Below are 26636 nucleotides of genomic sequence, written 5' to 3'. Positions count from 1 at the left end.
TTGGAGCGGGTGTCAGGCCGCGTCGACGAGCACGAGCTCGGCATCTTCGAGCGCGGTGATCTTCAGCTTGGTCTCGTCGCGGATCGCGGCGCCGTCGCGCGCGTTGACGCGCACACCGTTGACCTCGACGCTGCCGGCAGCCGGCACCAGATAGAGGTGACGAGTCTTGTCGGCCGCGTACTCGGCGCTCTCGCCGGCCTTCAGCGTGGTGGCGAGCACCCGCGCATCGGCGCGGATCGGCAGCGCATCCTCGTCGCCCTCGATGCCCGAAGCGATGGTGACGAGCTTGCCGGAGCGGTTGGCCTTGGGAAACGGCTTCGAGCCCCAAGTCGGGTGACCTCCCGTCGTCGTCGGTTCGATCCAGATCTGGAAGATCTTGGTCTTCGACGGTTCCAGATTGTACTCGGAGTGGCGGATGCCGCTGCCTGCACTCATCACCTGCACATCGCCGGCTTCGGTGCGTCCCTTGTTGCCAAGCGAGTCCTGGTGCGTGATCGCGCCTTCGCGGACATAGGTGATGATCTCCATGTTGGCGTGGGGGTGCGCGGGAAAGCCCGAGTTCGGCGCGATCTCGTCATCGTTCCACACCCGCAACGCGCCGTGGCTGACGTTGTTGGGATCGTAGTAGCTCGCGAAGGAGAAATGATGCTTCGCCTTCAGCCAACCGTGGTCGGCGCCGCCGAGCTTTGCGAATGGTCTCAGTTCGATCATGGGAATACTCCGCTTAATTTGAATGGTGGGCGCCGGGTGTTGCGCACCCGGCCCCGGTCGAAATCTCAATCAGGCGCCGAATCCGCCATCGACGCTCAGCACCGTGCCCGTCACGAACGAGGCGTCCGGGCTCGCCAGGAACACGACGCCGGCCGCGACTTCCTCCGGTCTGCCGAAGCGCTGCAGCGCGTGCTGCAAGCGTTGCGTTTCTGCAAACGCACCGCCGTCTTTCGGGTTCATATCGGTATCGATCGAGCCCGGCTGCACGACATTGACAGTGATGCCGCGCGGCCCGAGGTCGCGCGCCGCGCCCTTGGTGTAGCCGACGACGGCAGCCTTGGTGGCGACGTAGTCGGCAAGACCCGGGAACGAGGCGCGGTCGGCAAGCATCGAGCCGACGGTGACGATACGACCGCCGTCACCCATCAACTTCGATGCGGCGCGGATCGCAGTGATCACGCCATCGATGTTGATCGCTTCCTGGCGGGCGAGGGTGGCAGTATCGGTCTTGGGATCGTCGACCGCGCCGCCGGTCGCGACGCCAGCGTTGTTGACGAGGATGTCGAGCCGGCCGAAATCCTTGGCGACGCGCGTCACGAGCTCATCGACCTCGGCGGATGAAGCCTGGTCGGCCTTGTAAGCGCGGGCACTCACGCCCTTGGCCTTCAACTCGGCGACCACGGCTTCCGCCTTGTCGGGCGACGCGACATAGCTGATCGCGACGTTGGCGCCTTGCTCGGCGAGTGCACGGGCGCTCGCCGCGCCGATGCCGCGCGAACCGCCGGTGACGAGGGCAACCTTGCCTGAGAGCTTCTTGGTCATTGGATTTCTCCGTTGAGGCATTCCGATGGCCCTTGGATATGTCGTCGGCTGTGGTATAGAAAATAGAAACTATCGAAACTCATTGTTTCCAATTTAGGTCACTGGGAGTCGCCCGCCATGTCGAAACTGCCGGACTTCGAGGCGCTCGCGATTTTCGCAAAAGTCGTGGAATTGCGGTCGTTTGCGGCGGCCGCGAGCGAGCTTTCGCTGTCCAAGGCCACCGTGTCCAAGGCGGTCAGCCGGCTCGAGGAGCGGCTCGGCGCACGGCTGTTCAATCGCACGTCGCGCCGGCTGGCTCTGACCGATGCGGGCCAGAAACTGTCGGAGCGCGCGGCGCGGCTGCTCGCCGACGGCGAGGCCGCCGAGAACGAGGCGTTGGCGCAATCGACCACGCCGCGCGGGCTGGTGCGTCTCGCCGTCCCGATGAGCTTCGGCATCAAGACGGTGGCGCCGCTGCTGCCGGAATTCATGGAGGCCTATCCGGAGGTCTCGATCGACCTGCACCTCAGCGACGCGACGGTGGACTTGATCGGCGAGGGGTTTGATGCGGGGTTGCGCATCGCGCGGCTGCCGGACTCCTCGCTGATCGCGCGGCGACTCTGCGCGATGCCGCGCTACACGGTGGCGGCGCCGTCCTATCTCAAGCGCTACGGCCGGCCGACACATCCGATGCACCTCGCCGAACACAAATGCTTCGGCTACGCCTACCTCTCGACGCAGGGCGTCTGGCACTACACCAATGCGTCAGGCGAGCAGGCGAGCGTGCGCCCGGCGGGCCAGCTCCGCGTCAACAATGGTGAAGCCGTGATGCCGGCGCTGCTCGCCGGCCTCGGCATCGCCGATCTCCCCGACTTCATCGTCGGCGACGCGATTGCGCGCGGCGAGGTCGAGGTGATCCTCAAGGGCTGGAAGCAGCCCGAGGGCGCAGTGCATCTCGTCACCCCGCCCGGCGGCCCGCGCCCCGCCCGCGTCGAGGTGCTCGCGGATTTTCTCGCCAAGCATTTTGCGAAGGGAAAGAAGCGGTAGAAGAAGTGCCCCTCGTAGGGTGGGCAAAGCGAAGCGTGCCCACCAATCTTGAGAGAGACCCGACGTCATGCCGCAATATCGACGCGTAAGGATCGAAGGCAGCATCTTCTTCTTTACGGTCGTCCTTGCGGATCGATCGAGCACGTTGCTGGTTGAGGAGGTGGATCGTTTGAGGAGGGTCTATCGGATCGTCCGCGAGCGCCGTCCCTTCGAGACCATCGCGATCTGTGTCCTGCCGGACCACATCCACGCAATGTGGGCCTTGCCTCAAGGGGATGCGGATTTTTCCAGTCGCTGGAGCTTGATTAAAAGCGGGCTCTCGCGCGGCCTGGAGGAAAGACCGCGTTCTCCGAGCAAGATTCTCAAGCGAGAGAAAGGGATTTGGCGACGGCGTTTCTGGGAGCACGCCATTCGCGACGATAGAGATCTAGCGCGACACGTCGACTACATCCATTTCAATCCCGTCAAGCATGGCCATGTCACGCGCGTCGTAGATTGGCCACACAGTAGCTTCCATCGATTTGTCGAGCGCGGATTGCTTGAAGCGGATTGGGGCGGTGACATGAAGGAGATCCAAGGAAGGTTCGGCGAATGAAGGTGGGCACGCTTCGCTTTGCCCACCCTACAAATCCCGCATGGATTAGTCCCGAATTCTGCAAATTCGCTGCCAACGGTTGAGTAGGGAACTCGCCGGTTGCCTTCACATTTAGTTGTCCGCCCGAACGATCCTTGGCCGCATTCATTGGCCAGTCTGGCGCTCATCGCCGCGGACAACCGCGCGCGCCCGCCAACATTTGAGATCACGGGAGCCGGACATGCGATCGCCGCGGATCGTCCTGAGCCTTGCCATAGCGGTCGGGGGAGTTGCCGCCACCACTGCCGCGTTTGCCCAGGAATATCGGGGAACCTGGGAACAGCAGATGGCGTGCACGCCGGATGTGTGGCGTTTGTGTAGCGACCAGATACCTGACACCCAGCGCATCGTGGCCTGCCTGCGACAGAACACGCCGCAACTCTCCAGCAGTTGTCGTGCGGTGTTCGAATCAAATGCAAAGGCGCAACAGCCGCAAACGCAGGGGCGCACGCTGCAACAGCCGCAGATGCAGCAGCGGCCGCGTGCCACGCAACCTGCTCCAGTCGCGCCGCCGCGGCCGTCATACGACGACGATGACTAGCGCCTAGGGTCTAGCCTCGCAGACGTCGACCCATTCGGCCGATGTCAGCTCCGCCATCCTGTCGGGTGTGATGCGTACCGCGCTGTGGGTCGAGCCCGCGGCGGGCACCACGACGTCGAACGCCTTCAGCGAGACGTCGCAATAGATCGGCAGCGGCGACTTCAGGCCGAACGGGCACACGCCGCCCACCTCATGGCCGGTGATCTCGGCGACCTCGTCGAGGCCGAGCATCTTCGGCTTGCCGCCGAACACCGCCTTGACCTTCTTGTTGTCCATCCGCGACGTGCCGCTAGCGACGATCAGCACCACGCGGTCGCCGACGCGAAGACTCAGCGTCTTGGCGATGCGCGCCGGTTCGACGCCATAGGCCTCGGCCGCCAGCACGACAGTCGCGGAGCTCACGTCGGATTCGATCACGGAGATTTCGGGCGCCTTCTCGGCAAAGAAGGCGCGGACGGAGGCGAGACTCATAATGTTCAGGACCTTGCAGACACCAGTGCGGGAAGCTCGGACAGACCGTGGATCCGGTGATCGGGCACGACGCCGAGTTCGTCCATCTGGGTACGCAGCGCCTTGAACATCGTCAATGGGGCGACGGTCTCGCTCTCGACGCAGGCGAGCGCCATGGCTTCGGGCGTCACCCGCTCGATCCATGCGACATTGAGGCCGAACGCCTTGGCGCCGCAGGCGTCCCACGGATTGGAGGAGATGAACAGCACCTCCGCAGGCGGCACCTTCAAAACCTCCTCGATCAGCGTGTAGGCCTCGGGCGCCGGCTTGAACACCTTGTGGGCATCGACGCTGACGGTCGCATCGAGCAGGCGGTCGAGCCCTGAATTGCGCACCAGCGCGTTCAGCATGTCGGGGCTGCCGTTGGAGAGGATCGCGAGCTTCCTGTCTTTCATCGCCTCCAGCGCCGGAACAGCGTCCGGATAGAGCGCGAGGTGGCGGTACTTGTCGATGATGCGGGCGAAGATCGCTTCGTCATGTTGCAGGCCGAGGCAGCGCAGCGTGTAGGCAAGCGAGTCACGCGTGGCGACGGAGAAATCCTGATAGCGCTGCATCAGCGTGCGCAGCCAGGAGTATTCGAGCTGCTTGATGCGCCAGACCTGGGTGATGATGTCGCCATAGCCCGGAAAGGCGTCCTCGGTGACGTCGGCCACCGACTGGACATCGTAGAGCGTGCCATAGGCGTCGAAGACAACGGCTTTGATGGTCATTGTGATCTCTCTTGCCCGCCGATCGTCGCATACAGGAATTTCCTCAGCGCGTCGACGGATTGATCCCGCGCTACCGCGTTGAATTCGAGGTGATGACCGAACAGCCGCGCCGGCGTGCTGTAGTGCGGCACGTCGAAATCGTGATAGGCGCCAGGATAGACGATCAATTCGATCCGGTCGCCCTTGCCCTTCTCGCGCGAGATCCCCCAATCGTCGCGGCCGTCGGCGAGATTCCGGCATTCGCTGGCCGGCGTCCAGTCGTCGAGTTCGCCGATCAGGATCAGGGTCGGCACCGTCATGTTGCCCTGGATGCCCAGGCAGGGCGGATAGAAGGCGACGGCGGCGCGGAATTTCTCGCTTGCGTTGCGCTCGATCGCGCCGCGCTCGACGGAAAACAGCGCAAGCCAGGCGCCTTGCGAGAAGCCCACCACCGCGACGCGGGCAGGATCGACCGCCGGATGCCGCGTGAGGAAATGCAATGCGCGATAGGCGTCGTGCACGGTTGCGGGCGGCACGCCGCTGGCGCAGGTGCTGGTGATCCCACGCGGTCCGAACCGGTCGACCGTGAGCGTGACATAGCCCCACGCCGCCAGCCGCTTCCCCCAGCGCTCGTCGAGCTGCTTGAAGTAGCCGGCGCAGCCGTGCAGCAGCACCACGGCGGGCGCAGGGCCCGGCCCGTCGGGCAATCGCAGGTAGCCTTGCAGCGGTTGCGCGCTCGCAAGCGGGCTCTCGAATTCGACGAAGGCGGGCGGCTGCTCAGTATCCGCGGCGCGGGCCGGCCCCGCGCTTCCGATCAGGAGCGCGGCGAGGAGTGCGGCAGGTCCGGCGGAGTTCATCATGAACCACCTCGGAAGCTTGCCGCCGATACTACTCCTTCAGACGCCCAAAATCTTCCGCGCGTTAGACTTCAACACTTTCGGCCGGATCTCCTCGCGGATGTCGAGCTTGGCGAAATCGGCGAGCCAGCGGTCCGGCGTGATCACCGGCCAGTCGGAGCCGAACAGCATCTTGTCCTGCAGGATCGAGTTGATGTAGCGCACCAGGATCGGCGGGAAATATTTCGGCGACCAGCCGGAGAGGTCGATATAGACGTTCGGCTTGTGGGTCGCGACCGACAGCGCCTCTTCCTGCCAGGGGAAGGACGGGTGCGCGAGGATGATCTTGAGGTCGGGAAAGTCCGCCGCGACGTCGTCCATGTACATCGGGTTGGAATATTTCAGCCGCATCCCCATGCCGCCCGGCATGCCGCTGCCGACGCCGGTCTGGCCGGTGTGGAATAGCGCGATCGCGCCGCCGTCGTTGATCGCTTCATAGAGCGGATAGGCCAGCCGATCGTTGGCATAGAAGCCCTGCATGGTCGGATGGAATTTGAAGCCGCGGACGCCGTAGTCCTCGATCAGCTTCCGCGCCTCGCGCACGCCGAGCTTGCCCTTGTGCGGGTCGATCGAGACGAACGGGATCAGGACGTCGAGATGATCGGAGGCGACCTCCAGCATCTCGTAATTGTTGTAGCGGCGAAAGCCGGTCTCGCGCTCGGCGTCGACCGGGAAGATCACCGCGGCAATGTTCTTGGCGCGGTAATAGGCCGCCGTCTCCGGCACCGTCGGCGGATGCTTGTGCGGTGACTTGAAATAGTCAGCCATCTGCGCCTGGAAATCATCGTAACCGTCGTCGCCATGCAGGCCGCACGGCTCCTCGGCATGGGTGTGGATGTCGATTGCGACGACCTTCTCGATGTCGGGCAGTTTGAGCTTGGGCATCTGGCTTCCTCGGCGGCCTTCATTGTTGGGTTCAAAAAATGATTATACAACATAATAATTTTCGCAAGCGGCCCGCCATGTCCGGCGAGGTCCGCTCGATTCGTGGCGTTCCGGACGCCGCCGCGACGTCGCAGCGGGTCGTGGCAGCGCGAAGACGCAGGGTGAGTTGGCCTCGCGGCCGCCCGTTTCATGAGCGATTTCAATGCCCGGAGCCCGTCTCGGCCGGATGGACCGGTTGAAAATCGGGGCGCGGCTTGGTTGACATTCGGCGGTCCGATGGCTTAGAAACCGCCTCGTCCCGGGCGGCAAGGCCGCTCTGCGGGAAAAATCCCATTTTGCCAGTCTATGGCATTGATCAGGTACGGCCTCCAACACGGGCCTTTCGAAGTAACAGGATTGTCCCATGAAGGTCCGTAACTCGCTGAAGTCGCTGCGCGGCCGTCACCGCAACAACCGCCTGGTTCGCCGCAAGGGTCGCGTCTACGTGATCAACAAGGTCCAGCGCCGCTTCAAGGCACGCCAGGGTTAATTACGGCCGGCGGCTGGCTGTTCCCGACCCCGGAACCCGACTCTTTCACAGCTGTTTGACACCGCGCTGCTTTGCGGCGCGGTTTTGCGCGTCTACATTTGATCTATGCGATCAAGACTTCTTGGGTCCAATCATGGCCGGCTGGCGCTTCTGCTCGCAGCGCTGATGGCGGTGCCCGTCGCGGCCTCGGCGCAGGGTGATCCCCGGGTCATTCCGCCGCCCAAGGCCCAGAAGAAATTGCCCGAAGCCCCGAGCAAGCTGCCGAAAGTGCCGGCCGACCGCGCACGTGGGTTGGATTTCCTGTTCGGCGCGTTGAAGGCCGCGCCCGATGAAGACAGCGCCCGCCACGTCGAGGCGCGGATCTGGGCGCTGTGGCTGCAAACCCCGAGCGACACCGCCGCGCTGCTGATGGTGCGGGCCAAGGCGGCGATCGATGCCCAGAACATCGATGTCGCGATGAAGCTTCTGGATGCCGTCATCAAGATCAGGCCGGATTACGTCGAGGCCTGGAATCGGCGCGCGACACTCTATTACCTGAAGAGCGACTACGTCCGTTCGCTGGAAGACTTCCAGCAAGTGCTGGTCCGCGAGCCCCGCCATTTCGGCGCGCTGGTCGGTCTCGGCACCATCATGCAGGATATCGGCGACGACAAGCGTGCGCTCGACGCCTTCCGCAAGGCGCTGGCGGTCGACCCCTATCTCGAGAAGATACCGGAGGCGGTCAAGCAGCTCTCCGAGAAGGTCGAAGGCCGCGATATTTGACGGCGCGCGATTGACGACCTTTGTCGTCCGCTGATCCCGACCAGGTTCGCGAGCACCGTGACGCGCCCAGAGGCGCTAGTGCAGGAACTTGCCGCGGGGCGCGCTGTCCTGGGCTGCGGCAGCATAGAATTGCTGCAGCTCAGCTTCCAGGTGCTCATTGACGAGCAGTAACGCCTTCAAGGCTCCGCGCAGGTCGCCATTGCAGCTTGCCACGATCTGGTCGATGGCCGCATCGCTAGGGTCGGAAATCATGGTACTCCTCCGATTATTCCCGTTGAACTTGTTGTGTGGACGCCAGTTCCTGTGAATGTCGTGCACAAGCCAGGAAGCATCCGCTTTCGATGAAGCCTCGCGTCTGATGGCGAAATTGCCACCATCAATCTATGAAATTGCTAATGACGCTGGTATGAACCCGCTATCCACAGGCTGGGCGCGTTGTGGAAAACCATGCGCGGCAAGGTCATGAGAAAGTGACAATTGGCTTTCCGAACAAGATCATGTGCGGACCAAACTAGAACCCGTCGCTGCGCGCTACGAGGTCTCGGCCTCGCCACAAATCCGCCCTGCGCCGGGTCATCCGGATCATCTCAATGTTGACTGTGGTCGTCGCGCTGGCGGTGGCTGGGCTCGCCCTAGCGCTGGCGACGGAGGCTGGTCGGCTGCTGATCCAGCGCGCCTTTCCGCCGCGGGGCCGCATCATCGAGGTTGCCGGCGCAGCGCTGCATGTCGTCGAGCTCGGTCCGCGTGATGCACCTGGACCGCCGGTCGTGATGCTGCACGGCGCAAGCTCCAACCTTTGCGTGATGCAGCATCCGCTGGGCGACAGGCTTGCCAGGACCCGCCGGGTGATCGTGATCGACCGGCCGGGCCACGGCTGGAGCACGCGCGAGCGCGTCGCGGATTCGACGCCCGCGATCCAGGGCCCGATGATCATGGACGCGCTGGCGAAGCTGGGCGTCGATCGGGCGATCATCGTGGCGCATTCCTGGGCCGGCGCGCTCGGCCTGCGCATCGCGCTGGATGACCCGGACCGGATCGCGGGTCTCGTGCTGCTGGCCCCCGTCGCCTATCCCTGGCGCGGCGGCGTCGGGCGCTACAACAAAATGATCTCGACGCCGCTGATCGGACCGCTGCTCGCGCATACGATCACGATGCCGCTCGGTTGGCTGGTGACCGAAGCCAGCGCGCGCGGGGTGTTCGCGCCGCAGGCCATGCCCGATCATTTCATCCGCGACAGCGCGACGCCGTTGTTGCTGCGTCCGAGCGAATTCATCGCCAATGCGTGGGACCTCGTGACGCTGAAGGCGGCCGTCGTCGCGCAAGCGCCGCGCTACGCGGAGATCACTGCGCCACTCACCATCATCGCCGGCGATGCCGACAAGACGGTCTGGACGCACATCCACTCGCGCCCGCTCGCCGCGACGGTAGCCGACGCGAGGCTGATCGTGCTGCCCGGCATCGGCCACATGGTGCAGCATGCAGCGCCCGATCTCGTCGCGTCCGAGATCGAAGCAATCGCCGGCCGGATGGTGCGGCATGCGGTGGCGGCACAATAGCCGCTGCCGGCCGCGCCTTCGCACCGCGCGAATGTGATCCGGCAAGGCTTGCACGTCCGCATGGCGCCGAACATCATGTTGCTTGCGCGGTTTCGGATCTCATCAAAGGACACGTCTCATGCGGATCGACAACGTCGCCGACCTCATCGCCGAAACACTCGCCCAGGCCGGCGTGAAGCGCGTTTACGGCATCGTCGGCGACAGCCTCAATGGTCTGACCGAGGCGCTGCGCAGGCGCGGCTCGGTCGAGTGGCTGCATGTGCGGCATGAGGAAGTGGCCGCTTTCGCGGCCGCGGCTGAGGCCCAGATCACCGGCACGCTCGCGGTCTGCGCCGGATCATGCGGCCCGGGCAATCTGCATTTGATCAACGGCCTGTTCGACGCGCATCGTAGCCGCACGCCGGTGCTGGCGCTGGCGGCGCAGATTCCCTCCGCCGAGATCGGCGGCGGCTATTTCCAGGAAACCCATCCGCAGGATCTATTCCGCGAGTGCAGTCACTATTGCGAATTGGTGTCCGATCCTGCGCAACTTCCCTACATGCTGGAAAACGCGATCCGCGCCGCGGTCGGCAAGCGTGGCGTCGCCGTGCTGGTGTTGCCGGGCGACGTTGCGTTGCGCTCCGCGCCGAAGCGCGACGTCTCGCCCAATGCCGGGCTGCTGCCGTCGGCGCCGATCGTGCGGCCCGCAGACACCGAGCTGAAGGCGCTGGCCGATCTGCTCAACGGTGCTCGGCGCGTCACGCTGTTCTGCGGACGCGGCTGCGCCGGCTCGCGTGACGGCCTGCTGAAGCTCGCGGAGACGCTCAAGAGCCCGATCGTCCATGCGCTCGGCGGCAAGGATCACGTCGAATACGACAATCCCTATGATGTCGGCATGACCGGCTTCATCGGCTTCTCCTCCGGCTATGCCGCCATGCATGCCTGCGACGTGCTGCTGATGCTGGGAACCGATTTTCCCTACAAGCAGTTCTTCCCGACCGGCATCAACATCGCGCAGGTCGATATCCGCCCCGAAAACCTCGGCCGTCGCTGCAAGCTCGATCTCGGCATCGTCGGCGATGTCGGCGAGACCATCGCCGCGCTGTTGCCGAAGCTCAACGTGAAGACCGACCGCAAGCATCTCGACGCCTGCCTTGCGCACTACAAGGACGCGCGCGCCGGGCTCGACGATCTCGCTCGTGGCAAGCCGGGCTCGAGCCCGATCCACCCGCAGTATCTCGCGCGCCTGCTCAGTGAGCAGGCCGCCGAGGACGCGGTGTTCACCGCCGATGTCGGCACGCCGACGATCTGGGCCGCGCGGTACCTCAAGATGAACGGGCGCCGGCGCCTGATCGGCTCCTGGGTGCATGGCTCGATGGCCAATGCGATGGCGCAGGCGATCGGCGCGCAGGCGGCGCAACCCGGCCGGCAGGTGGTGTCGATGTCCGGCGATGGGGGCTTCGCGATGCTGATGGGCGACCTCATCACGCTGACGCAGATGAAGCTGCCGGTGAAAGTCGTGATCTTCAACAACAGTGTGCTCGGCTTCGTGGCGCTGGAGATGAAGGCCGCCGGCTTCATCGAGACCGGCGTCGATTTGCAGAATCCGGATTTTGCGGCGATGGCCCGCGCCATGGGGATTCACGGTGTCAGGGTGCAGGATCCCGGCGAGCTCGAAGGGGCGATCCGCGACATGCTGGCGCACGATGGTCCGGCAGTGCTCGATGTCGTGACCGCGACGCAGGAATTGTCGATGCCGCCGACCATCACGCTGGAGCAGGTCAAGGGCTTCAGCCTGTGGGTTCTGCGCGCGGTGATGAGCGGCCGCGGCGACGAGGTGGTCGATCTCGCCAAGACCAATCTGCTGCCGCGCTGATTGATGCGGTGACGTCCGCCCTGGCACTGCTCAGGGCGGACCGCGACCGATGGCGACGATTATTTCTTCTGCTTGCCGTCCTTGTCGAACGACGAAATGTAGGCCCAGAGGTTGTTCGCCTCGGTCTCGTTCTTGATGCCGGCGAAGGCCATCTTGGTGCCGGGGATCTTGGCCTTCGGGTCCTTGATGTATTCGAGGAACTGCTCCTTGTTCCAGGTGATGCCGGAATTCTTGTTGGCGTCCGAATAGTTGTAGTCCGGCGCGGAGCCGGAATGGCGGCCGTCCAGGCCGTTGAGCTCGGGGCCGACCTTGTTCTTGGCGCCTTCGCCGATCGCGTGGCAGGCCAGGCATTTATTGAACGAGGTCTTGCCAGCAGCGGCATCCTGCGCGAGCGCCGAGGATGCGAAAGCCAGCGATGTGACGACCGCCAGCGCGCTCAAGGTCAGTATCTTCATGGGGTGCTCTTCGTTTCGTCCCGGGGGGGCTAGTGAATCGTTTGTGGCATGGCCGCCTGATGTCGGACAAGCCACGAAACTTTGACAGGTTTCCTGACCGTCCGCTTGTCCCAGAGAGAACTCGCGATTGCGGGGGAGGGCAATCCGACCTTCGGCCGGGCCTTCGAAACAGGTGCAGACATGCTTGATTTGTCGTAACAAATCGGCAAAGGGCGATGCCCGGAGGAATCTCGATGTCCATCATGATGCCGGCCGCCGACCAGGCCACCCTCGATCGCCGCGGTGAAATCGTGGCGGCGCTGCGCGCAATCGTCCCGGGCGAGGGCGTGATCGACAACGCTGCAGAAATGCTGGTCTACGAATCGGACGGGCTGACCGCCTACCGGCAGCCGCCGATGGTCGTGGTGTTGCCCGATACCACCGAGCAGGTCGCGCGCGTCCTCAAATATTGTCACGCGCAGGGCATCAAGGTGGTGCCGCGCGGCTCCGGCACGTCGCTGTCCGGCGGCGCGCTGCCGCTCGCTGACGCCGTGCTGCTGGGCTTGGGCAAGTTCAAGCGCATCCGCGAAATCGATTTCGACAACCGCGTGGTCGTCACCGAGCCCGGCGTTACCAATCTCGCGATCAGCCAGGCAGTCGCCCATGCCGGATTCTATTACGCGCCAGATCCGTCGTCGCAGATCGCCTGTTCGATCGGCGGCAATGTCGCCGAGAATTCCGGCGGCGTGCATTGCCTGAAATACGGCATGACCACCAACAACGTGTTGGGCTGCGAGATCGTGCTGATGAACGGCGAGATCCTGCGCATCGGCGGCAAGTCGGCGGAAAATTCCGGCTACGACCTGATGGGCATCATCACAGGCTCGGAAGGGCTGCTCGGCGTCATCACCGAGATCACGGTGCGCATCCTGCAGAAGCCGGAGACGGCGCGTGCGCTGATGGTCGGCTTCGCCGAGGTCGAGGCGGCCGGCGAATGCGTGGCGCGGATCATCGGTGCCGGCATCATCCCGGGCGGCATGGAGATGATGGACAAGCCGGCGATCCACGCCGCGGAGGCCTTCGTCCATGCCGGCTACCCGCTCGACGTCGAGGCGCTCCTGATCATCGAGCTCGACGGTCCGTCGATCGAGGTCGACGAACTGATCAAGCGGGTGGAGGCGATTGCCCAGGGCTGCGGCTCGACCTCCTGCCAGATCTCGACCTCCGAGGCCGAACGCAATCTGTTCTGGGCCGGCCGCAAGGCGGCGTTCCCCGCGGTCGGGCGCATCTCGCCGGACTATCTCTGCATGGACGGTACGATCCCGCGCGGCGCGCTGCCGAAGGCGCTGGCGCGGATCCGCGAGCTCTCGGAAAAGTATCAGCTCGGCGTCGCCAACGTGTTTCACGCCGGTGACGGCAATCTGCATCCGCTGATCCTCTACGACGCCAACAAGGCCGGCGAGATCGAGCGGGCGGAAGCGTTCGGCGCCGACATCCTGCGCTGTTGCGTCGAGCTCGGCGGCGTGCTCACCGGCGAGCATGGCGTCGGCATCGAGAAGCGCGATCTGATGGGCGAGATGTTCTCCGAGATCGATCTCAACCAGCAGCAACGCCTGAAATGCGCCTTCGACGCGGAGGGGCTGCTCAATCCCGGCAAGGTCTTCCCCACCTTGCATCGCTGCGCCGAGCTCGGCCGCGTCCATGTTCATGGTGGCAAGCTGGCATTCCCGGACATTCCGCGGTTCTAGCACGTTCGATACAAATCGATGGGTTGTGCTAGCCGGCTGCTAACGCTAACCGGCACGGATAAAAGCATCGCGTCGATCACGCACGGCAGTCGGATCGACAACATCCAGCGTTTACACGACCTTAGCTGATTGCTCGATAGCTTCGGGATGACAGAGGTGTCCCCGGAAACGCAACCCATGCTCAGCCTGGCTGACCAGCTCGCTCTTTCGCGCAATCGGCCCGCAGGTTTCGACTACATGCGGATTGCGCTGGCGGCGTCGATCATCGGCCTGCACAGCCTCAACGTGACGCTTGGGCTTGGCCGGGCGCTGGAAATCTCGAGCACGGTGCGCATCGGCGTCGCGATGATCCTGGCGCTGTTCTTTGCCCTCAGCGGCTTCCTGGTGACCGCGAGCCTGCTGAGATGCGGGAGCCTGATCTCCTTCCTCGGCCAGCGCGTGCTGCGGATCGTCCCGGCGCTCGCGGTCGAGACGACGCTATCGGCCGTCATCATCGGTTCGCTCTTCACTGAGCTGCCGCTGGCGCAATACGTCGCCGATCCGAAATTCCACGCCTATTTCCTCAATATCGTCGGCGACATCCATTACGAGTTGCCGGGCGTATTCCTGCGCAATCCGCTGCCGGACCTAGTGAACGCCCAGCTCTGGACAGTGCCGTATGAGCTGTGGTGCTACGTCATCCTGGCGCTGCTCGCGGTGACCACGATCTGCTTCAACAGGGTGGCGTATCTTGTCTTCCTGGTGATCGCCCAGATCGGCCTGGTCGGTTACGACATCTACCGCTGGGACGAGGTGCCGATCCAGCTTCGGCCGCACCTTCTGGTGTTCTGCTTCCTCGCCGGCGTCGGCTTCTATCTCTGGCGCGACAGGGTGCCGTTCAATCGGACCGCCTGCCTCCTGGCGCTGGTGCTGTGCGCCGCTGCCATGGCCACCGGACGCGGCGACGCGCTGGCGCCCGTACCGGCCGCCTATGTCGCGTGCTATCTCGGCCTGATGAACCCGCGGCGGAGCTGGATCGTGTCGTCGGGCGATTACTCCTACGGGCTTTATCTCTATGGCTTCGTCATCCAGCAATGCGTCGCCACGTTCGGCGCGCCGGTTCAGCACTGGTATCTGAACCTTTCGATCAGCCTGCCGATTGCCTTCGGCGTCGCCGTCGCGTCCTGGCATCTGGTCGAGAAACATGCGCTCGGGCTGCGAGGCCGGGTCGAGCAGCTCGAGGCTGCGGTGCTGTCGCGGATGTCGATCATCGGCTTCTGGCGCCGATCGCAAGAGCGGGCCAGCTTGCAAGCAAGGCTCGGCAACAGCAGCGCATCACTCTGAGCCGCAGTCGCGGGAAGGACTTACATCCTCCCCGCGGCGGCCCCGGTCACAGCAGCTCGTATTGCATCCGCTCGCGCTTGGCGAGCAGCGGCAGTGCTTGCCCGGCGATGTAGGTCTTGAAATGCGCGCTGTCCTGGTGCGCCTTGAAGGCGGCTTCGTCGCGGAACAATTCGTAGAACAGGAATTGCGCCGGGTCGTCCTTGGCCCGCGAGATCAGGAACAGCTTGACGCCGTCCTCGCGCTGTGCCTCCGGCAGGAATTGGTCGAGGATCGCGGCGACCTTGTCGGCTTCGCCGGGTTTGGCTTCCCACGTCGCCACGACCAGCAGGCCGCCGGTGTTGATGGCATCGCTGATGGTTCTGGTGCTCATCGCATAGTGCTTCATCTGCATTCCTCCTTTGGGTTGCTCGGATCGAGTTTGCGAAACGGCCCAGGGCGAGATGTTGGCGATCGCCATGGTCGCCGCGAACGCGCCGATGGCGGATCGTCGGGAGAACCTCGCCGTGGTGGTTGCGATTTCCGAACGCTTCATGATCGTCTCCAACTGTCTTGCGGCGCCGAACCGCAGTGCTGGAGATAGTCGACCGGGGCGCGTATTCAGTTCGGCAACGATCGAATTGTCGATGTCGTGAACAGTTCGATCACAATCGAAACGTTATGGTAGGCAGCGGTGCGATAAGCATCGTGGTTGCCAAGCGGAGGAGCCTGCCATGCAGACCATTGCACCGGAGCTTGCCGATCTCGCCGCATTGGTCGCCGATCGCGGGCGGGCCGGCATCCTGACCCGGCTGATGGATGGGCGCGCGCAGACCGCGAGCGAGCTGGCGCGGGTCGCCGGCGTCACGCCGCAAACCGCGAGCTGGCATCTGGCGAGGCTGGTCGAGCGCGCGCTGCTCAAGGTCGAGCGGCGCGGTCCGCGCCGGCTCTACCGGCTCGCCACCCCGCTGGTCGCGCAGATGCTCGAGGGCATGATGACGGTCGCCGCGATCGATCCGGGTCCGTCCCGGCCGCAGCCTCGGATCGACGCACAGATGCGCCGCGCCCGGACCTGCTACGATCACCTTGCCGGCGAGCTTGGCGTCGCCGTCACCGAGGCGATGCTGGAACGGGGCTATCTCGAGCTGGACCGGGAGGCCGGTGAACTGACCGCTGCGGGCACGGCCTTTCTCGGCAGGCTCGGCATCGACCTTCGGTCGCAGCCCAGGTGCCGGCGCGTGCTGTGCCGGCCCTGCCTCGACTGGAGCGAGCGGCGTCCGCACCTCGCCGGACGGGCAGGGGCCGCGCTCGCCGAGCTGGCGTTCCAGCGGGACTGGATCCGCCGTCGGCCGCAGGGCCGGTCGGTCGAGATTACCACCACCGGGCTTGCGGCGTTCAGGACGCTGTTCGGAGCGCGCATTTGATTTCGGAGCCAAATTTGGCTACCCGCTAACGCCGTGGATACGCTCAAAGTAAGAGACGCCAAAGACGTCGAAGACGCGGTGCGCGCGGCTGTCGCCAGCGAGCAGCCGCTCGAGATCATCGGTCATGGCTCGAAGCGCGCCATCGGCCATCCGATGGCGACCAATGCCGTGCTCGATCTGTCGGCGCTGAACGCCGTCACCGCCTATGAACCGAACGAGCTGATCATCACGGTGCAGGCCGGCGCGCCGCTCGCCGACGTGCAATCGCTGATCGACGCCAAGAACCAGCAATTCGCCTTCGAGCCGATGGATCTGTCGGTGCTGCTCGGAACGCCCGAGGCCGGCACCATCGGCGGCATGATCGGTGCCGGGCTGGCCGGTCCGCGCCGCATCAAGGCCGGCGGCGCGCGGGACCATCTGCTCGGCGCGCATGCCGTGTCCGGGTTCGGGGACAGCTTCAAGACCGGCGGGCGGGTGGTGAAGAACGTCACCGGCTACGACCTCTGCAAGCTGCTCACCGGGTCCTGGGGCACCCTTGCGGTGATGACCGAGGTGACGCTGAAGGTGATGCCGAAGCCGGAAAGCGAGCGCACCCTGGTGCTCCGCGGGCTCGACGACGTCACCGCCAACAAGGCGATGACGGCGGCGCTGGGGTCACCGTTCGACGTTTCGGGCGCGGCGCACCTGCCGTCTCAGGTGGTCCAGGCCGGAACGCGGCCGCTCGCAGCGCTCGGCGCCTCCGGGCAGGCGACGACGCTGGTGCGCCTGGAGGGTATCGCTGCGTCGGCGGCGCACCGGGCAACCTCGTTGAGCCAGGCCTTATCTCCCTACGGAACGGTCGAGCAACTCGCAGACGACGCCTCGCTTGCGATCTGGGCCGGCTTGCGCGACGTGGCCCCGTTTGCGGCGAATGGCGCGCGCGGGGTATGGCCGGTCTGGCGCATCGTTTGTCCGCCCGCCTCGGGTGGCGCGCTTGGCCAGGCGCTGGCGCAGGATAGCGGCGGCGAGGTGATCTACGATTGGGGCGGCGGGCTGATCTGGCTCGCGGTGCCGCCCAGCGAAAATGCGAAGCCCGACGCCCAGGCCGCGCTGGTGCGCGGCCGGGTCGAGGCCGCCGGCGGACACACCACTTTGATTCGCGCCCCCGAGGAGGTGCGTCGCACCATCGATGTCTTCCAGCCGCAGGCGGTGGGGCTTGCCGCGCTCGGTGAACGGGTGCGCAAAAGCTTTGATCCGAAATCCATCCTCAACCGCGGCCGAATGAGGCGAGGTGGCGCCGCATGAAGACCGAATTCTCGCTGACGCAACTCGCCGACCCCGACATCAAGGAAGCCGACAAGATCCTGCGTGCCTGTGTGCATTGCGGCTTCTGCACCGCGACCTGCCCGACCTATGTGCTGCTTGGCGATGAGCTCGATAGCCCGCGCGGCCGCATCTACCTGATCAAGGAGATGCTGGAGAAGGACAAGCCGCCGACGTCGGATGTGGTCAAGCATATCGACCGCTGCCTGTCGTGTCTGGCCTGCATGACCACCTGCCCGTCGGGGGTGAACTACATGCACCTCGTCGACCAGGCCCGCGTCAGAATCGAGCGCGACTATAGGCGACCGCTCGCCGAGCGGCTGTTGCGGTCGGTGCTGGCCTTCGTGCTGCCGCGGCCGGGAGCATTCCGCGTCAGCATGATCCTGGCCGGGCTCGTCCGGCCCTTGACCGCCCTGTTGCCGACGCCGGCGGTCGGCGCGTCGTCTCCAGGCCTGCTGCGGCGAATCAAGGCAATGCTGGAGCTGGCGCCGCACGGCCTGCCGCAGCCGGGACCATCAGCGGGAACCGTGTTCGCGCCGGTCGGCCGGCGGCGTGGCCGGGTGGCGCTGTTGCAGGGCTGCGCCCAGCAGGTGCTGGCGCCGCGAATCAACCAGGCCGCGATCAACGTGCTGACCCGGCACGGCATCGAGGTGGTGCTGGTCAAGGACGAGCAATGCTGCGGCGCGCTCACCCATCACATGGGGCAGGACGAGGACGCGCTGGCGCGTGCGCGCGCCAACATCACGGTGTGGCAAAGGGAAGCGGACCAGAGCGGGCTCGACGCCATCCTGGTCACGACCTCGGGCTGCGGCACCGTCATCAAGGACTATGGCTATCTGCTGCGCGAAGACCGCGCGTTCGCGGGTCCTGCCGCGCGAATCTCCGCGCTGGCAAAGGATATCAGCGAGTATCTTGCCGGCATCGAGCTCACGCCCTCGACGCAAAAAGGCGACGTCACCGTCGCCTATCATTCAGCCTGTTCGCTGCAGCATGGACAGAAAATCACTCAACTTCCGAAAGAATTGCTTTCCAAGAATGGATTCGTGGTGAAAGATGTGCCCGAGAGCCATTTGTGTTGCGGTTCGGCGGGGACCTACAACATTCTCCAGCCCGACATTGCGATCAGATTGCGCGATCGCAAGGTCGCCAATATTGCGATGGTCAAACCGGACATGATCGCTGCGGGCAATATTGGCTGCATGGTTCAGATTGCCGGCGGTACGTCAGTTCCTGTGGTGCACACGATTGAGCTTCTCGATTGGGCGACAGGAGGTCCCCGGCCAGGATTGAATTGATCGACTGCCACTCGAGCATGATCCGGACCTGGAGCTCTGCGTTGGCGCAGCATTAAGACCGGCGCTCCGACAGGACCATGCCCGATAAGCGAACGGGCTGGTGCTTCTTGCCAGCCGCAGTCCCGTTCCCGGCAAGCGGTCACTTCACTGCGTGCGGCGGCTCCTCATCAGCGGCAACAGGAGGACCACGATGGCGAAATCGAAGAAGGCGAAGAAAAGCAAAAAGGCCAAAAAGGCCAAGAAGGCGGTAGCGGCGAAGCGGAAATCTGCGAAGAAGTCCGCCAGGAAATCGGTGAAGAAGGCCGCCAAGAAGGCTGCGAAGAAGTCGGCAAAGAAAGCCGCCAAGAAGTCGTCCAAGAGAGCCGCTGCCAAGAAGGCAGCGCCCAAGAAGGCCGCCTCCAAGAAGGCCGCGCCAAAGAAAGCCGCCAAGAAGAGCGCGCCGAAGAAAGCCGCCGCACCGAAGCCGGCTCCGCCCGTTGCACAGCCGGCCCCCACACCCGAACCGCAGCCGGCCCCGAGCTGGGCCACGCCGAGCCATGAACCGGCGCCGGGCTGGGTCGCCGGCACCTCCGATGGAGGCGAGCACCACTAGAGCGCGCAGCCGAATGAATTGAAGAGCCGCAGCGGTCTGCCGCTGCGGCTCTTTTCATGTCGCGATCGCGATGCCGTCGCCGATGCATCCGGCGCTGTCCCAGCCTGGCATTCCGTTGTCCCCATCGCGGTCGCTTAGCCGAGGTGGAAGCGGTTCGGCTTGTGGTGCAAATGCAACACGCGTCGAGCAAGATTCGCTGGAGTGGCCAGAACGCCTAAAAAGGCGGCACATGCATGTCTTTTTTGCTTCTCCGGCATGACCACGCGTTTCAGATTGAACACACGCGATTTGGTTGCAGTCGCTTATCGCTCGCCCCGGGGGGCCATCTGAGCTGGGCTGTTTTGGAAAGTATTATGGGGATCGTCATGAAGAAATTGGCTTTGCTAGCAACGGCGCTAGCAATGATTTCGAGCTCGGCTATGGCAGCAGATATGGCCGTGAAGGCCGTCAAGGCACCGCCGCCGGCCCCGTTCGATCCCTGGGACGTCGCCTTCGGCAGCTCGCTCTCGAGCGACTACATCTTCCGCGGCGTCACCCAGTCCAACCACAATCCTTCGGTCTCTGCCTATTTCGAGCCGCGCTACAACGTCACCAAGGACTTGCAGCTCTATGTCGGCGTGTCCGGCGAGAGCATCTCCTTCGCCAACCGCGCCGCGGCCGAGGTCGACGTCTACGGTGGTATCCGCCCGACCTTCGGCGCTTTCGCCTTTGACATCGGCGTCTGGGGTTATCTGTATCCGGGCGGCACCTGCCAGTTCGGTGCTCCGGTTGACCTCGCCGGCAATCCGCTCAGCGCCGAGTGCGCCACCAACTTTCTGGCCAACGGCAACGTGATGAAGCGGGACGTCAGCTTCTTCGAAGTCTACGGCAAGGTGACCTACACCATCAACGACAACTGGGCGTTCACCCTGAACGAGTACTACTCGCCGAACTTCCTCAACACCGGCGCCTGGGGCAACTACTCCTCGATCATCGGCAAGTACACCGCGCCCAGCACCGTCTTCGGCTCGAGCGGCGTCGGCATGTATGTGTCGGGTGAGTTCGGCCGGCAGTGGCTTGGCACCTCCGACAGCTTCTACGGCGTCCCGGCGTTTCCGAACGGCATCAAATATGCCGATTACAACACCTGGAATATCGGCATCGGCTTCACCTACAAGGTGTTCACGCTCGACCTGCGTTATTCCGACACCGACCTCTCGAAGGGTAATTGCAACGCCTTCACCAGCGACTTCACCGCGGGCGGCACGACCAACGTGACCCCGATCAACCCGTCGGGCGTCGGCTCCAACTGGTGCGGCGCGGCCGGCATCGCCAAGCTCTCGGTCGACCTGACGGCGGCGACCAACCTGAAGTAAACCTCTGCGTTGCGGAGACGAAAGGGCGGCGGAGCAATCCGCCGCCTTTTTTGTCGGCCGGCCTATGACACTGCGACCTTGACGGCCTCGCGCAGCGTGAAGCGGTCGCCGTCGCGCACCAGCGCGATATTGCGCTGATGGAGCTCGTCCAGCGTCGAGCGGTGCCCGATCGAGACGACGGTGGTCGCCGGCAGCTTCTCGCCGATGAGCTTGTAGAGTGCGGCTTCCGACGGCTCGTCGAGCGAGGCCGTCGCCTCGTCCAGGAACAGGAATTGCGGAGCGTGCAGCAGCGCCCGCGCGATGCCGAGCCGCTGCTGCTCGCCAAGCGACAGCATCCGGTTCCAGTGCGCCTCCTCGTTCAGCCGCACGGCGAGCTGCGGCAGCCCGACCGCGCTGAGGACGTCGCGGACCCGCGCCGCATCGAACTGCGCGGCTTCGCCCGGATAGACGACCGCGTCATGCAGCGATCCGATCGGCAGATACGGGCGCTGCGGCAGCATCATCAGCGTCGCATTGGCCGGAATCTCGATCGCGCCATTGCCGAACGGCCAGATGCCGGCGACCGCGCGGAACAGCGTCGACTTGCCGGCGCCGGACGGACCGGTGACCAGCGTGCGCTCGCCGGGACGGAAGCTGACATGATCGACCGAAACCAGCGGCGCGCCGTTCGGCAGTTTGACCAGGAGCTGCGGCAGCGCGATCTCGCGGCCGGCGGCGGGCCTGGCGTGAATCGAGGCGGGGTCGGCGGCGAGCTTCTCGGCGCTCGCGATCGAGGTCTCGAAGCCGTCGAGACGGGCAACCACCGCGCGCCACTCGGCCATGGTGCGATATGCCGACACGAAGAACGAGAGCGCGTCCTGCACCTTGCCGAAGGCCTCGGCGATCTGGATCAAGGCGCCGAGCTGGACCGACTTGCTGACGAAATAGGCCGGGCCGGCCAGCGCGAAGGGGAACACCACCGACGCCTGTGCATAGCTTTGCGTGAAGGCGGTGAGCCGCTTGGTCCGGCTCATGATGCCGTACCAGTTGGAGACGACGCGGCTGAACCGTTCCGACAGTCGCTCACGCTCGGCACCCTCGCCCTTGAGCAGTGCGATCTGTTCGGAGTTTTCGCGGACGCGCACCAGGTTGAAGCGGAAATCCGCTTCCAGACGCTGCTGGTGGAAGTCGAGATTGACCAGCGGCGAGCCGATCCACTGCGTCAGCAGCGTGCCGAAGATGGCGTAGACCACGGCGCCCCAGACCAGGTAGCCCGGAAACGAGACGTCGCTGCCGAACAGCAACAGCGGCAGCACTTCCGACAGGCCCCACAGGATCACCACGAAGGAGGCGAGCGAGACGATCGAACTCAGGAGTCCGACGCCGATCGCCAGCGTCTGGGCGACGAACAGCTTGACGTCGTCGGTGATGCGCTGGTCGGGGTTGTCGGCCGCATCGCCGGCGAGCTGCATGCGGTAGTGATTGGCGCCATGCACCCACTCGCGGAGATATTTGCCGGTCATCCAGTTCCGCCAGCGGATCTGGAGCCACTGGTTGAGATAGAGCTGGTAGACCCCGAGAACCACCGAGACGGTGGCCAGCGCGCAGAACACCAGCATCTCGCGCTTGAAGGTGTCCCAGTCCTTGTTCTGCAACGCGTTGTAGAACCGATTGCGCCACTGGTTGACCAGCACGTCGTTTGTGACGAGCAGCAGCTCAATCGAGATGACCGCGGCAAGAAGCACCCGGCCGGCCCATTTGTCCTCGGAACTGAAATAGGGCGCAGCGATGCGCCACACGGACGCGAGCGTCGAGCGAATGTTGTTCACAGATTATCGTCTCCGGGAGATGGGCCGCAACGGCTTGAAAAATCGGGACAATCGGCAGGCTTCTAGACGAAAGTCGTAGAACTGGCATGCAAGCGTTGGCTTGTCCCGGTGTTGGAGTCAACTCTAGCATGCCTGACAACGGCGAGGGGCGGGGGACCTTCAGTTATTCGCGAGGATGTGAGCGATCCTTACCAATCGTTCATTCGCGAGCCGGGGCTTGAGCATTTCAGACGGCCTCCCGCGATCGTGCCCGGTGCTTCCTGCCTCGAGCAGACCGGCGCGCACAAGAACGGTGGGAGGATCCCGAGATGAACGGCACCTGGAATCAAATCTACAATCCGCTGGGGAATGCGGCGCTGTCGACGATCGCGGCCGCTGTTCCCGTGGTCACGCTGCTGGTCCTGATCGCCAGCGGCCGGGTGAAGGCGCACATCGCCGCCATCATCGCCGTGATCGTGACCAACCTGATCGCGATCTTCATCTTCACGATGCCGGCCGGGATGTCGATCCGCGCCTCGCTGCTCGGCGTGGTCTCGGGCTTCTTCCCGATCGGCTGGATCGTGCTCAACGTCATCTTCCTCTATCAGGTCACCGTGCGATGCGGGAAGTTCGAGCTCCTCAAGCGCGCCATCGGCGGCGTCACCGAGGATCGTCGCCTGCAACTGCTGCTGATCGCGTTCTCCTTCGGCGCCTTTTTCGAGGGCGCCTCGGGGTTCGGCACGCCGGTCGCGATCACCGGCGCGGTGCTGATCGGTCTCGGCTTCTCGCCGCTGGCGGCCTCCGGCCTGTCGCTGATCGCCAACACCGCGCCGGTTGCTTATGGTGCGCTCGGCACGCCGATCCAGGGCCTCGCCTCGGTGACCGGACTCGATCCCTACATCCTCGGCGCGATGGTCGGCCGCCAGTTGCCGCTGTTCTCGCTGATCGTGCCGTTCTGGGTGGTGTGCGCATTCGCCGGCTGGCGCGGCATGATGCAGGTGTGGCCGGCCATCCTCGTCACCGGCGTGTCGTTTGCGGTCCCGCAATATGTGATCTCGAACTACATCAATCCCTGGATCGTCGACATCGGCGCCTCGCTGATCTCGATGGGCTCGCTGATCCTGTTCCTCAAGGTCTGGCAGCCGCGCGAACTCTGGCTGTCGCCGGCGTTGCGCGGCCACGATGAATCGGCCGCGACGATGAAGGCAACGAAACCGCTCGACAAGACGCCACTGACGCAGGGCGAGCTGTGGAGTGCTTTGCTGCCGTGGATCATCGTCTGCATCCTGATGCTGATCTGGGGCAACGGCGCGTTCAAGACTTGGGCGAACTCCATCTTCACCTGGAACTACGCCGTTCCCGATCTGCACAACATGATCAACAAGGTGCCGCCGGTGGCGGCGAAGCCGACGCCCGAGAGCGCCGTCTTCGCGTTCACCTACCTGTCGTTCACCGGCACGGGCATGCTGATCGCCGGGGTCATTTCCGGGCTTCTGATGGGCGTCTCGCCGGTCGGTCTCGTCAAGGAATATGGCCGCACGATCAGGCTGTGCGCGATCTCGCTGATCACGATCTCGGCGATGCTGGCGATCGGCACGCTGACCCGGCTCTCCGGCGTCGACGCCACCCTCGGCCTCGCCTTTGCGGCGACCGGCGTGCTCTATCCCTTCTTCGGCACGCTGCTCGGCTGGTTGGGCGTGGCGCTGACCGGATCGGACACCGCCTCCAACATCCTGTTCGGCAATCTGCAGAAGATCACGTCCCAGCAACTCGGCCTGTCGCCGGTGCTGATGGCGGCGGCGAACTCGTCGGGCGGCGTGATGGGCAAGATGATCGACGCGCAATCGATCGTGGTCGCCTCCACCGCGACCAACTGGTACGGCCACGAAGGCTCGATCCTGCGCTACGTCTTCCTGCACTCGATCGTGCTGGCCTGCTTGGTCGGCCTGTTCGTGACCCTGCAGGCCTATGTGTATCCTTTCACCGAGCTGGTCCTGAAATAGCCGCCATCGTTGACCACGAAACCCCGCGGGCGAATGCCCGCGGGATTTTTGTTTGTCGGGGTAATTTTTTCGATCGCGGGCAAGCTGGCCAAGCGCATGCGCGTCCCATACAAGGGCGCGCATCGGACCATGACGTCGGCCGAACGGCGCGGTCGGAACCGGCGTGACGGAACAAGGCTCACTATAAGCGCACGATGACAGGGAATGGCATGATTTCAGTCGGACGATGGTTGCGGGGCGTTGCGCTGCTCGCGCTGGCAGGCACGGTGTTGAGCGCGATCCCGGCGAGGGCGCAGGAGGAATTTCCGTTCGGCTTCGTGATGACGCTGGACGCCGCACGCATGCCGGGCTCGAAGCGAATTCCCTCGATCGAGGTCGGCGACAACGGCGAAGTGTCGCTCGAGCTCTGGTGCGATGGCGGCAAGGGCCAGTTCTCGATCGCCGGCAACACCATCATCTTCGTTCCCGGCGCGATGGAGAATCGCACCTGCTCGCCGGACCGGGCTCAGGCCGACAGCGATCTGCTCGCAGCGCTCAAGGAAGCGACGACGTGGCAACGGCAGGGCGACTTCGTCACGCTGATCGGCAGCAAGCCGCTGCGCTTCCAGATCAACACCAATTGAGACGTCGCGTCGGCGGGTTACGGCGTCGCGATCAATCCGCTTGCGGTGGCGACGATCCAGCGGTTACCCCAGCGCACGATGGAGTCGACCCGCCCGAGTCCGGGAATGATGTCGCCGCGCGCGGCCATTCGCACGCCTTCTGGCCCTTCGAGAACCGCGGTGCCGTCACGGACCTCGACCACGGACCATCCGGGAATGGTGGTCGGCCGCGTTTCCGGCGCCGGCGCCAGCGGCTGCTTCATCGCCAGCGCCACCGGCGGCGTGTTCACGGGGGTGGTGGCCGCTGCAAGCGCCGGCAGGCGTGCATTGGTCTTGGGGATGCTGCCGGTGACTGATGGCTCGGACGCCACGGCGGATCGCCGCGGGCCTTCGCTTCGAGGCTTGAGTTCGGCGACACGCGGCGCGGCAATGTCCCGCTGGGCCGTCGGGCCGACGTGGGAGGTCCCTGCAAGCTGGTGCCAGCTCAGGCCGCCGGTCCACCCGAGTGCAAAGGTCGCCGCCAGTGCGACCGCTGCCGCGGTTAAGGTGCGGATGCGATCGCGAAGGGGCTCGCGCAGCAGCACGGCGGCATCGTGATTCTCGCCGGAGACGTCCCACAGGTCGGCGGACCGCTCCGGCAACCGACCGTCAGCCAGATCTGCTGGCCAGATGCTTCCAAGAGGACTCGGCGCGCGGTCTTGCATGGCGTGACCTATGTTCGGCTGCGCAATGATGATCCTCGAAACTGAATCGAGCCTTAATGCTTGGTGACCGAACTGCGGCAAACGATGAGCGAATGCACGGCCTCCCTTGGATTGACGGGGCTATCGTGACCGCCGACAGTTGCGACATGTCGTCCCGTTGCGGCCGATCCTGATCATGCGGCGTATGGACTTCGCCGAGATGCGCACACCCGAGATTACGATCGCAGCCGAAGACCCAAGGCAGCCGGAGGTCCGGCGGCTGATCGCCCTGTCCGACGCCACCATGCAGGCGCTGTATCCGGCCGAGAGCAATCACCTCGTCGAGGCCGATGCGCTGGCCGCGCCGGACGCGGTCTTCCTCGTCGCGCGCGGCGGCAAGGAGGTGCTCGGATCGATCGCCTTCCGCATCATCGCACCCCGTCATGCCGAGATGAAGCGGATGTTCGTGCGGGTCGAGGCGAGGGGGGCCGGGCTCGGCCGGCGCCTGCTCGAAGCCCTAGAGGACACCGCCCGCCGGCGGCATATCGGCCGCATCAGCCTGGAGACGGGGATCCGGCAGCCGGAGGCGATCGGGCTCTATCGCGCGTTCGGCTACCGCGAATGCCCGCCGTTCGGCGGCTATTCGGCCGATCCGCTCAGCTTGTTCATGACCAAGCGCCTCGGGGCCTGATCGCA

General features: G+C 64.7%; 29 protein-coding genes. 18 read left to right on the top strand and 11 right to left on the bottom strand.

The annotated features are described in order from the left end of the window. Nucleotides 1-12: 12 nt before the first annotated feature. Together P6U30_RS32120 and P6U30_RS32115 are read right to left on the bottom strand one after the other, a co-directional pair. Complete coding sequence (locus P6U30_RS32120; protein ID WP_407166754.1) at nt 13-711, bottom strand: pirin family protein; 699 nt, start codon at nt 709-711, stop codon at nt 13-15. A gap of 69 nt (nt 712-780) precedes the next feature. Further along, nucleotides 781-1533: an SDR family NAD(P)-dependent oxidoreductase gene (locus P6U30_RS32115; protein ID WP_407166753.1), complete on the bottom strand. Its 753-nt coding sequence runs from the start codon at nt 1531-1533 to the stop codon at nt 781-783. A 117-nt stretch (nt 1534-1650) separates the two neighbouring features. Here P6U30_RS32115 and P6U30_RS32110 point away from each other — a divergent pair, with 117 nt between their 5' ends. The 3 genes from P6U30_RS32110 (at nt 1651) to P6U30_RS32100 (ending at nt 3734) form a co-directional block, all read left to right on the top strand. Further along, the gene (locus P6U30_RS32110) at nt 1651-2559 is read left to right on the top strand and encodes a LysR family transcriptional regulator (protein WP_407166752.1); all 909 of its coding nucleotides are present in this window, start codon (nt 1651-1653) and stop codon (nt 2557-2559) included. A 67-nt stretch (nt 2560-2626) separates the two neighbouring features. Next, nucleotides 2627-3154, top strand: coding sequence for an REP-associated tyrosine transposase (locus P6U30_RS32105; protein WP_407166751.1), 528 nt, complete (start codon nt 2627-2629; stop codon nt 3152-3154). Nucleotides 3155-3374: 220 nt separating this feature from the next. Further along, complete coding sequence (locus P6U30_RS32100) at nt 3375-3734, top strand: hypothetical protein (protein WP_407166750.1); 360 nt, start codon at nt 3375-3377, stop codon at nt 3732-3734. A gap of 3 nt (nt 3735-3737) precedes the next feature. Here P6U30_RS32100 and P6U30_RS32095 read toward each other — a convergent pair whose 3' ends face one another. From P6U30_RS32095 to P6U30_RS32080, 4 genes are read right to left on the bottom strand one after another with little or no spacing between them, the layout of a single operon-like run. After that, nucleotides 3738-4205 (bottom strand): YbaK/EbsC family protein, encoded by a 468-nt coding sequence (locus P6U30_RS32095; protein ID WP_407166749.1) that lies wholly within the window; start codon nt 4203-4205, stop codon nt 3738-3740. 5 nt (nt 4206-4210) lie between these two features. Then, nucleotides 4211-4954 carry a haloacid dehalogenase type II gene (locus P6U30_RS32090; protein ID WP_407166748.1) on the bottom strand — a complete coding sequence of 248 codons (744 nt, stop codon included), beginning with the start codon at nt 4952-4954 and terminating at the stop codon, nt 4211-4213. After that, nucleotides 4951-5793, bottom strand: a complete 843-nt coding sequence (locus tag P6U30_RS32085) for a dienelactone hydrolase family protein (RefSeq protein ID WP_407166747.1) — start codon at nt 5791-5793, stop codon at nt 4951-4953. Before P6U30_RS32085 ends, P6U30_RS32090 begins: the two co-directional genes overlap by 4 nt. A gap of 36 nt (nt 5794-5829) precedes the next feature. Further along, nucleotides 5830-6714: an amidohydrolase family protein gene (locus P6U30_RS32080; protein WP_407166746.1), complete on the bottom strand. Its 885-nt coding sequence runs from the start codon at nt 6712-6714 to the stop codon at nt 5830-5832. Between the two features lie 403 nt (nt 6715-7117). On the opposite strand from P6U30_RS32080, the gene ykgO reads away from it, so the two are divergent. Together ykgO and P6U30_RS32070 are read left to right on the top strand one after the other, a co-directional pair. Next, nucleotides 7118-7243, top strand: a complete 126-nt coding sequence (gene ykgO, locus P6U30_RS32075; protein ID WP_002718645.1) for a type B 50S ribosomal protein L36 — start codon at nt 7118-7120, stop codon at nt 7241-7243. A 165-nt stretch (nt 7244-7408) separates the two neighbouring features. Beyond that, nucleotides 7409-8005: a tetratricopeptide repeat protein gene (locus P6U30_RS32070; protein WP_407166745.1), complete on the top strand. Its 597-nt coding sequence runs from the start codon at nt 7409-7411 to the stop codon at nt 8003-8005. A gap of 75 nt (nt 8006-8080) precedes the next feature. Here P6U30_RS32070 and P6U30_RS32065 read toward each other — a convergent pair whose 3' ends face one another. Continuing rightward, on the bottom strand, nt 8081-8257 hold the full coding sequence (locus tag P6U30_RS32065) for a hypothetical protein (protein WP_172626676.1): 177 nt from the start codon (nt 8255-8257) through the stop codon (nt 8081-8083). A 338-nt stretch (nt 8258-8595) separates the two neighbouring features. Between P6U30_RS32065 and P6U30_RS32060 the strand changes: the two genes are divergently transcribed. Further along, nucleotides 8596-9561: an alpha/beta fold hydrolase gene (locus P6U30_RS32060; protein WP_407166744.1), complete on the top strand. Its 966-nt coding sequence runs from the start codon at nt 8596-8598 to the stop codon at nt 9559-9561. Between the two features lie 118 nt (nt 9562-9679). Next, nucleotides 9680-11416, top strand: coding sequence for a ubiquinone-dependent pyruvate dehydrogenase (gene poxB, locus P6U30_RS32055; RefSeq protein WP_407166743.1), 1737 nt, complete (start codon nt 9680-9682; stop codon nt 11414-11416). A 59-nt stretch (nt 11417-11475) separates the two neighbouring features. Here the strand turns inward: poxB and cycA are convergent, their stop codons facing one another. Next, complete coding sequence (gene cycA / locus P6U30_RS32050; protein ID WP_407166742.1) at nt 11476-11871, bottom strand: cytochrome c-550 CycA; 396 nt, start codon at nt 11869-11871, stop codon at nt 11476-11478. A 233-nt stretch (nt 11872-12104) separates the two neighbouring features. On the opposite strand from cycA, the gene P6U30_RS32045 reads away from it, so the two are divergent. Further along, on the top strand, nt 12105-13598 hold the full coding sequence (locus P6U30_RS32045) for an FAD-linked oxidase C-terminal domain-containing protein (RefSeq protein WP_407148486.1): 1494 nt from the start codon (nt 12105-12107) through the stop codon (nt 13596-13598). A gap of 177 nt (nt 13599-13775) precedes the next feature. Continuing rightward, entirely contained in the window at nt 13776-14921 is a 1146-nt protein-coding gene (locus tag P6U30_RS32040; RefSeq protein WP_407166741.1) for an acyltransferase family protein, read from the top strand. A 46-nt stretch (nt 14922-14967) separates the two neighbouring features. Here P6U30_RS32040 and P6U30_RS32035 read toward each other — a convergent pair whose 3' ends face one another. Then, entirely contained in the window at nt 14968-15306 is a 339-nt protein-coding gene (locus P6U30_RS32035) for a putative quinol monooxygenase (RefSeq protein ID WP_407148484.1), read from the bottom strand. Between the two features lie 58 nt (nt 15307-15364). On the opposite strand from P6U30_RS32035, the gene P6U30_RS32030 reads away from it, so the two are divergent. From P6U30_RS32030 to P6U30_RS32005, 6 genes are all read left to right on the top strand, one after another. Further along, nucleotides 15365-15553, top strand: coding sequence for a hypothetical protein (locus tag P6U30_RS32030; protein ID WP_407166740.1), 189 nt, complete (start codon nt 15365-15367; stop codon nt 15551-15553). Between the two features lie 78 nt (nt 15554-15631). Continuing rightward, the gene (locus tag P6U30_RS32025) at nt 15632-16321 is read left to right on the top strand and encodes an ArsR/SmtB family transcription factor (RefSeq protein WP_407166739.1); all 690 of its coding nucleotides are present in this window, start codon (nt 15632-15634) and stop codon (nt 16319-16321) included. Nucleotides 16322-16354: 33 nt separating this feature from the next. After that, nucleotides 16355-17605, top strand: a complete 1251-nt coding sequence (locus P6U30_RS32020; protein ID WP_407166738.1) for an FAD-binding protein — start codon at nt 16355-16357, stop codon at nt 17603-17605. After that, nucleotides 17602-18918: a glycolate oxidase subunit GlcF gene (gene glcF / locus P6U30_RS32015; protein WP_407166737.1), complete on the top strand. Its 1317-nt coding sequence runs from the start codon at nt 17602-17604 to the stop codon at nt 18916-18918. The genes P6U30_RS32020 and glcF overlap by 4 nt, the downstream gene beginning before the upstream one ends. Nucleotides 18919-19108: 190 nt before the next feature. Continuing rightward, nucleotides 19109-19510, top strand: coding sequence for a histone (locus tag P6U30_RS32010; RefSeq protein ID WP_407166736.1), 402 nt, complete (start codon nt 19109-19111; stop codon nt 19508-19510). A gap of 365 nt (nt 19511-19875) precedes the next feature. Then, complete coding sequence (locus tag P6U30_RS32005) at nt 19876-20865, top strand: TorF family putative porin (RefSeq protein WP_407148478.1); 990 nt, start codon at nt 19876-19878, stop codon at nt 20863-20865. 62 nt (nt 20866-20927) lie between these two features. On the opposite strand, the gene P6U30_RS32000 is transcribed toward P6U30_RS32005, so the two are convergent. Further along, nucleotides 20928-22673 (bottom strand): ABC transporter ATP-binding protein/permease, encoded by a 1746-nt coding sequence (locus P6U30_RS32000; RefSeq protein WP_407166735.1) that lies wholly within the window; start codon nt 22671-22673, stop codon nt 20928-20930. A gap of 308 nt (nt 22674-22981) precedes the next feature. On the opposite strand from P6U30_RS32000, the gene P6U30_RS31995 reads away from it, so the two are divergent. Both P6U30_RS31995 and P6U30_RS31990 read left to right on the top strand, forming a co-directional pair. Further along, nucleotides 22982-24655, top strand: coding sequence for an L-lactate permease (locus tag P6U30_RS31995; RefSeq protein ID WP_407148476.1), 1674 nt, complete (start codon nt 22982-22984; stop codon nt 24653-24655). Nucleotides 24656-24864: 209 nt separating this feature from the next. After that, entirely contained in the window at nt 24865-25278 is a 414-nt protein-coding gene (locus tag P6U30_RS31990; protein ID WP_407166734.1) for an META domain-containing protein, read from the top strand. Between the two features lie 17 nt (nt 25279-25295). On the opposite strand, the gene P6U30_RS31985 is transcribed toward P6U30_RS31990, so the two are convergent. Beyond that, on the bottom strand, nt 25296-25898 hold the full coding sequence (locus tag P6U30_RS31985; protein ID WP_407166733.1) for a hypothetical protein: 603 nt from the start codon (nt 25896-25898) through the stop codon (nt 25296-25298). 238 nt (nt 25899-26136) lie between these two features. On the opposite strand from P6U30_RS31985, the gene P6U30_RS31980 reads away from it, so the two are divergent. Then, nucleotides 26137-26631, top strand: a complete 495-nt coding sequence (locus P6U30_RS31980) for a GNAT family N-acetyltransferase (RefSeq protein WP_407166732.1) — start codon at nt 26137-26139, stop codon at nt 26629-26631. Nucleotides 26632-26636: the final 5 nt, after the last annotated feature.

The sequence above is a fragment of the Bradyrhizobium sp. ORS 111 genome (genome assembly GCF_045571485.1).
In the GTDB taxonomy this organism is placed as follows: Bacteria; Pseudomonadota; Alphaproteobacteria; order Rhizobiales; family Xanthobacteraceae; genus Bradyrhizobium.
The sequence above is the reverse complement of the archived record's forward strand: the minus strand, read 5'-3'. Positions and strand labels throughout refer to the sequence as shown.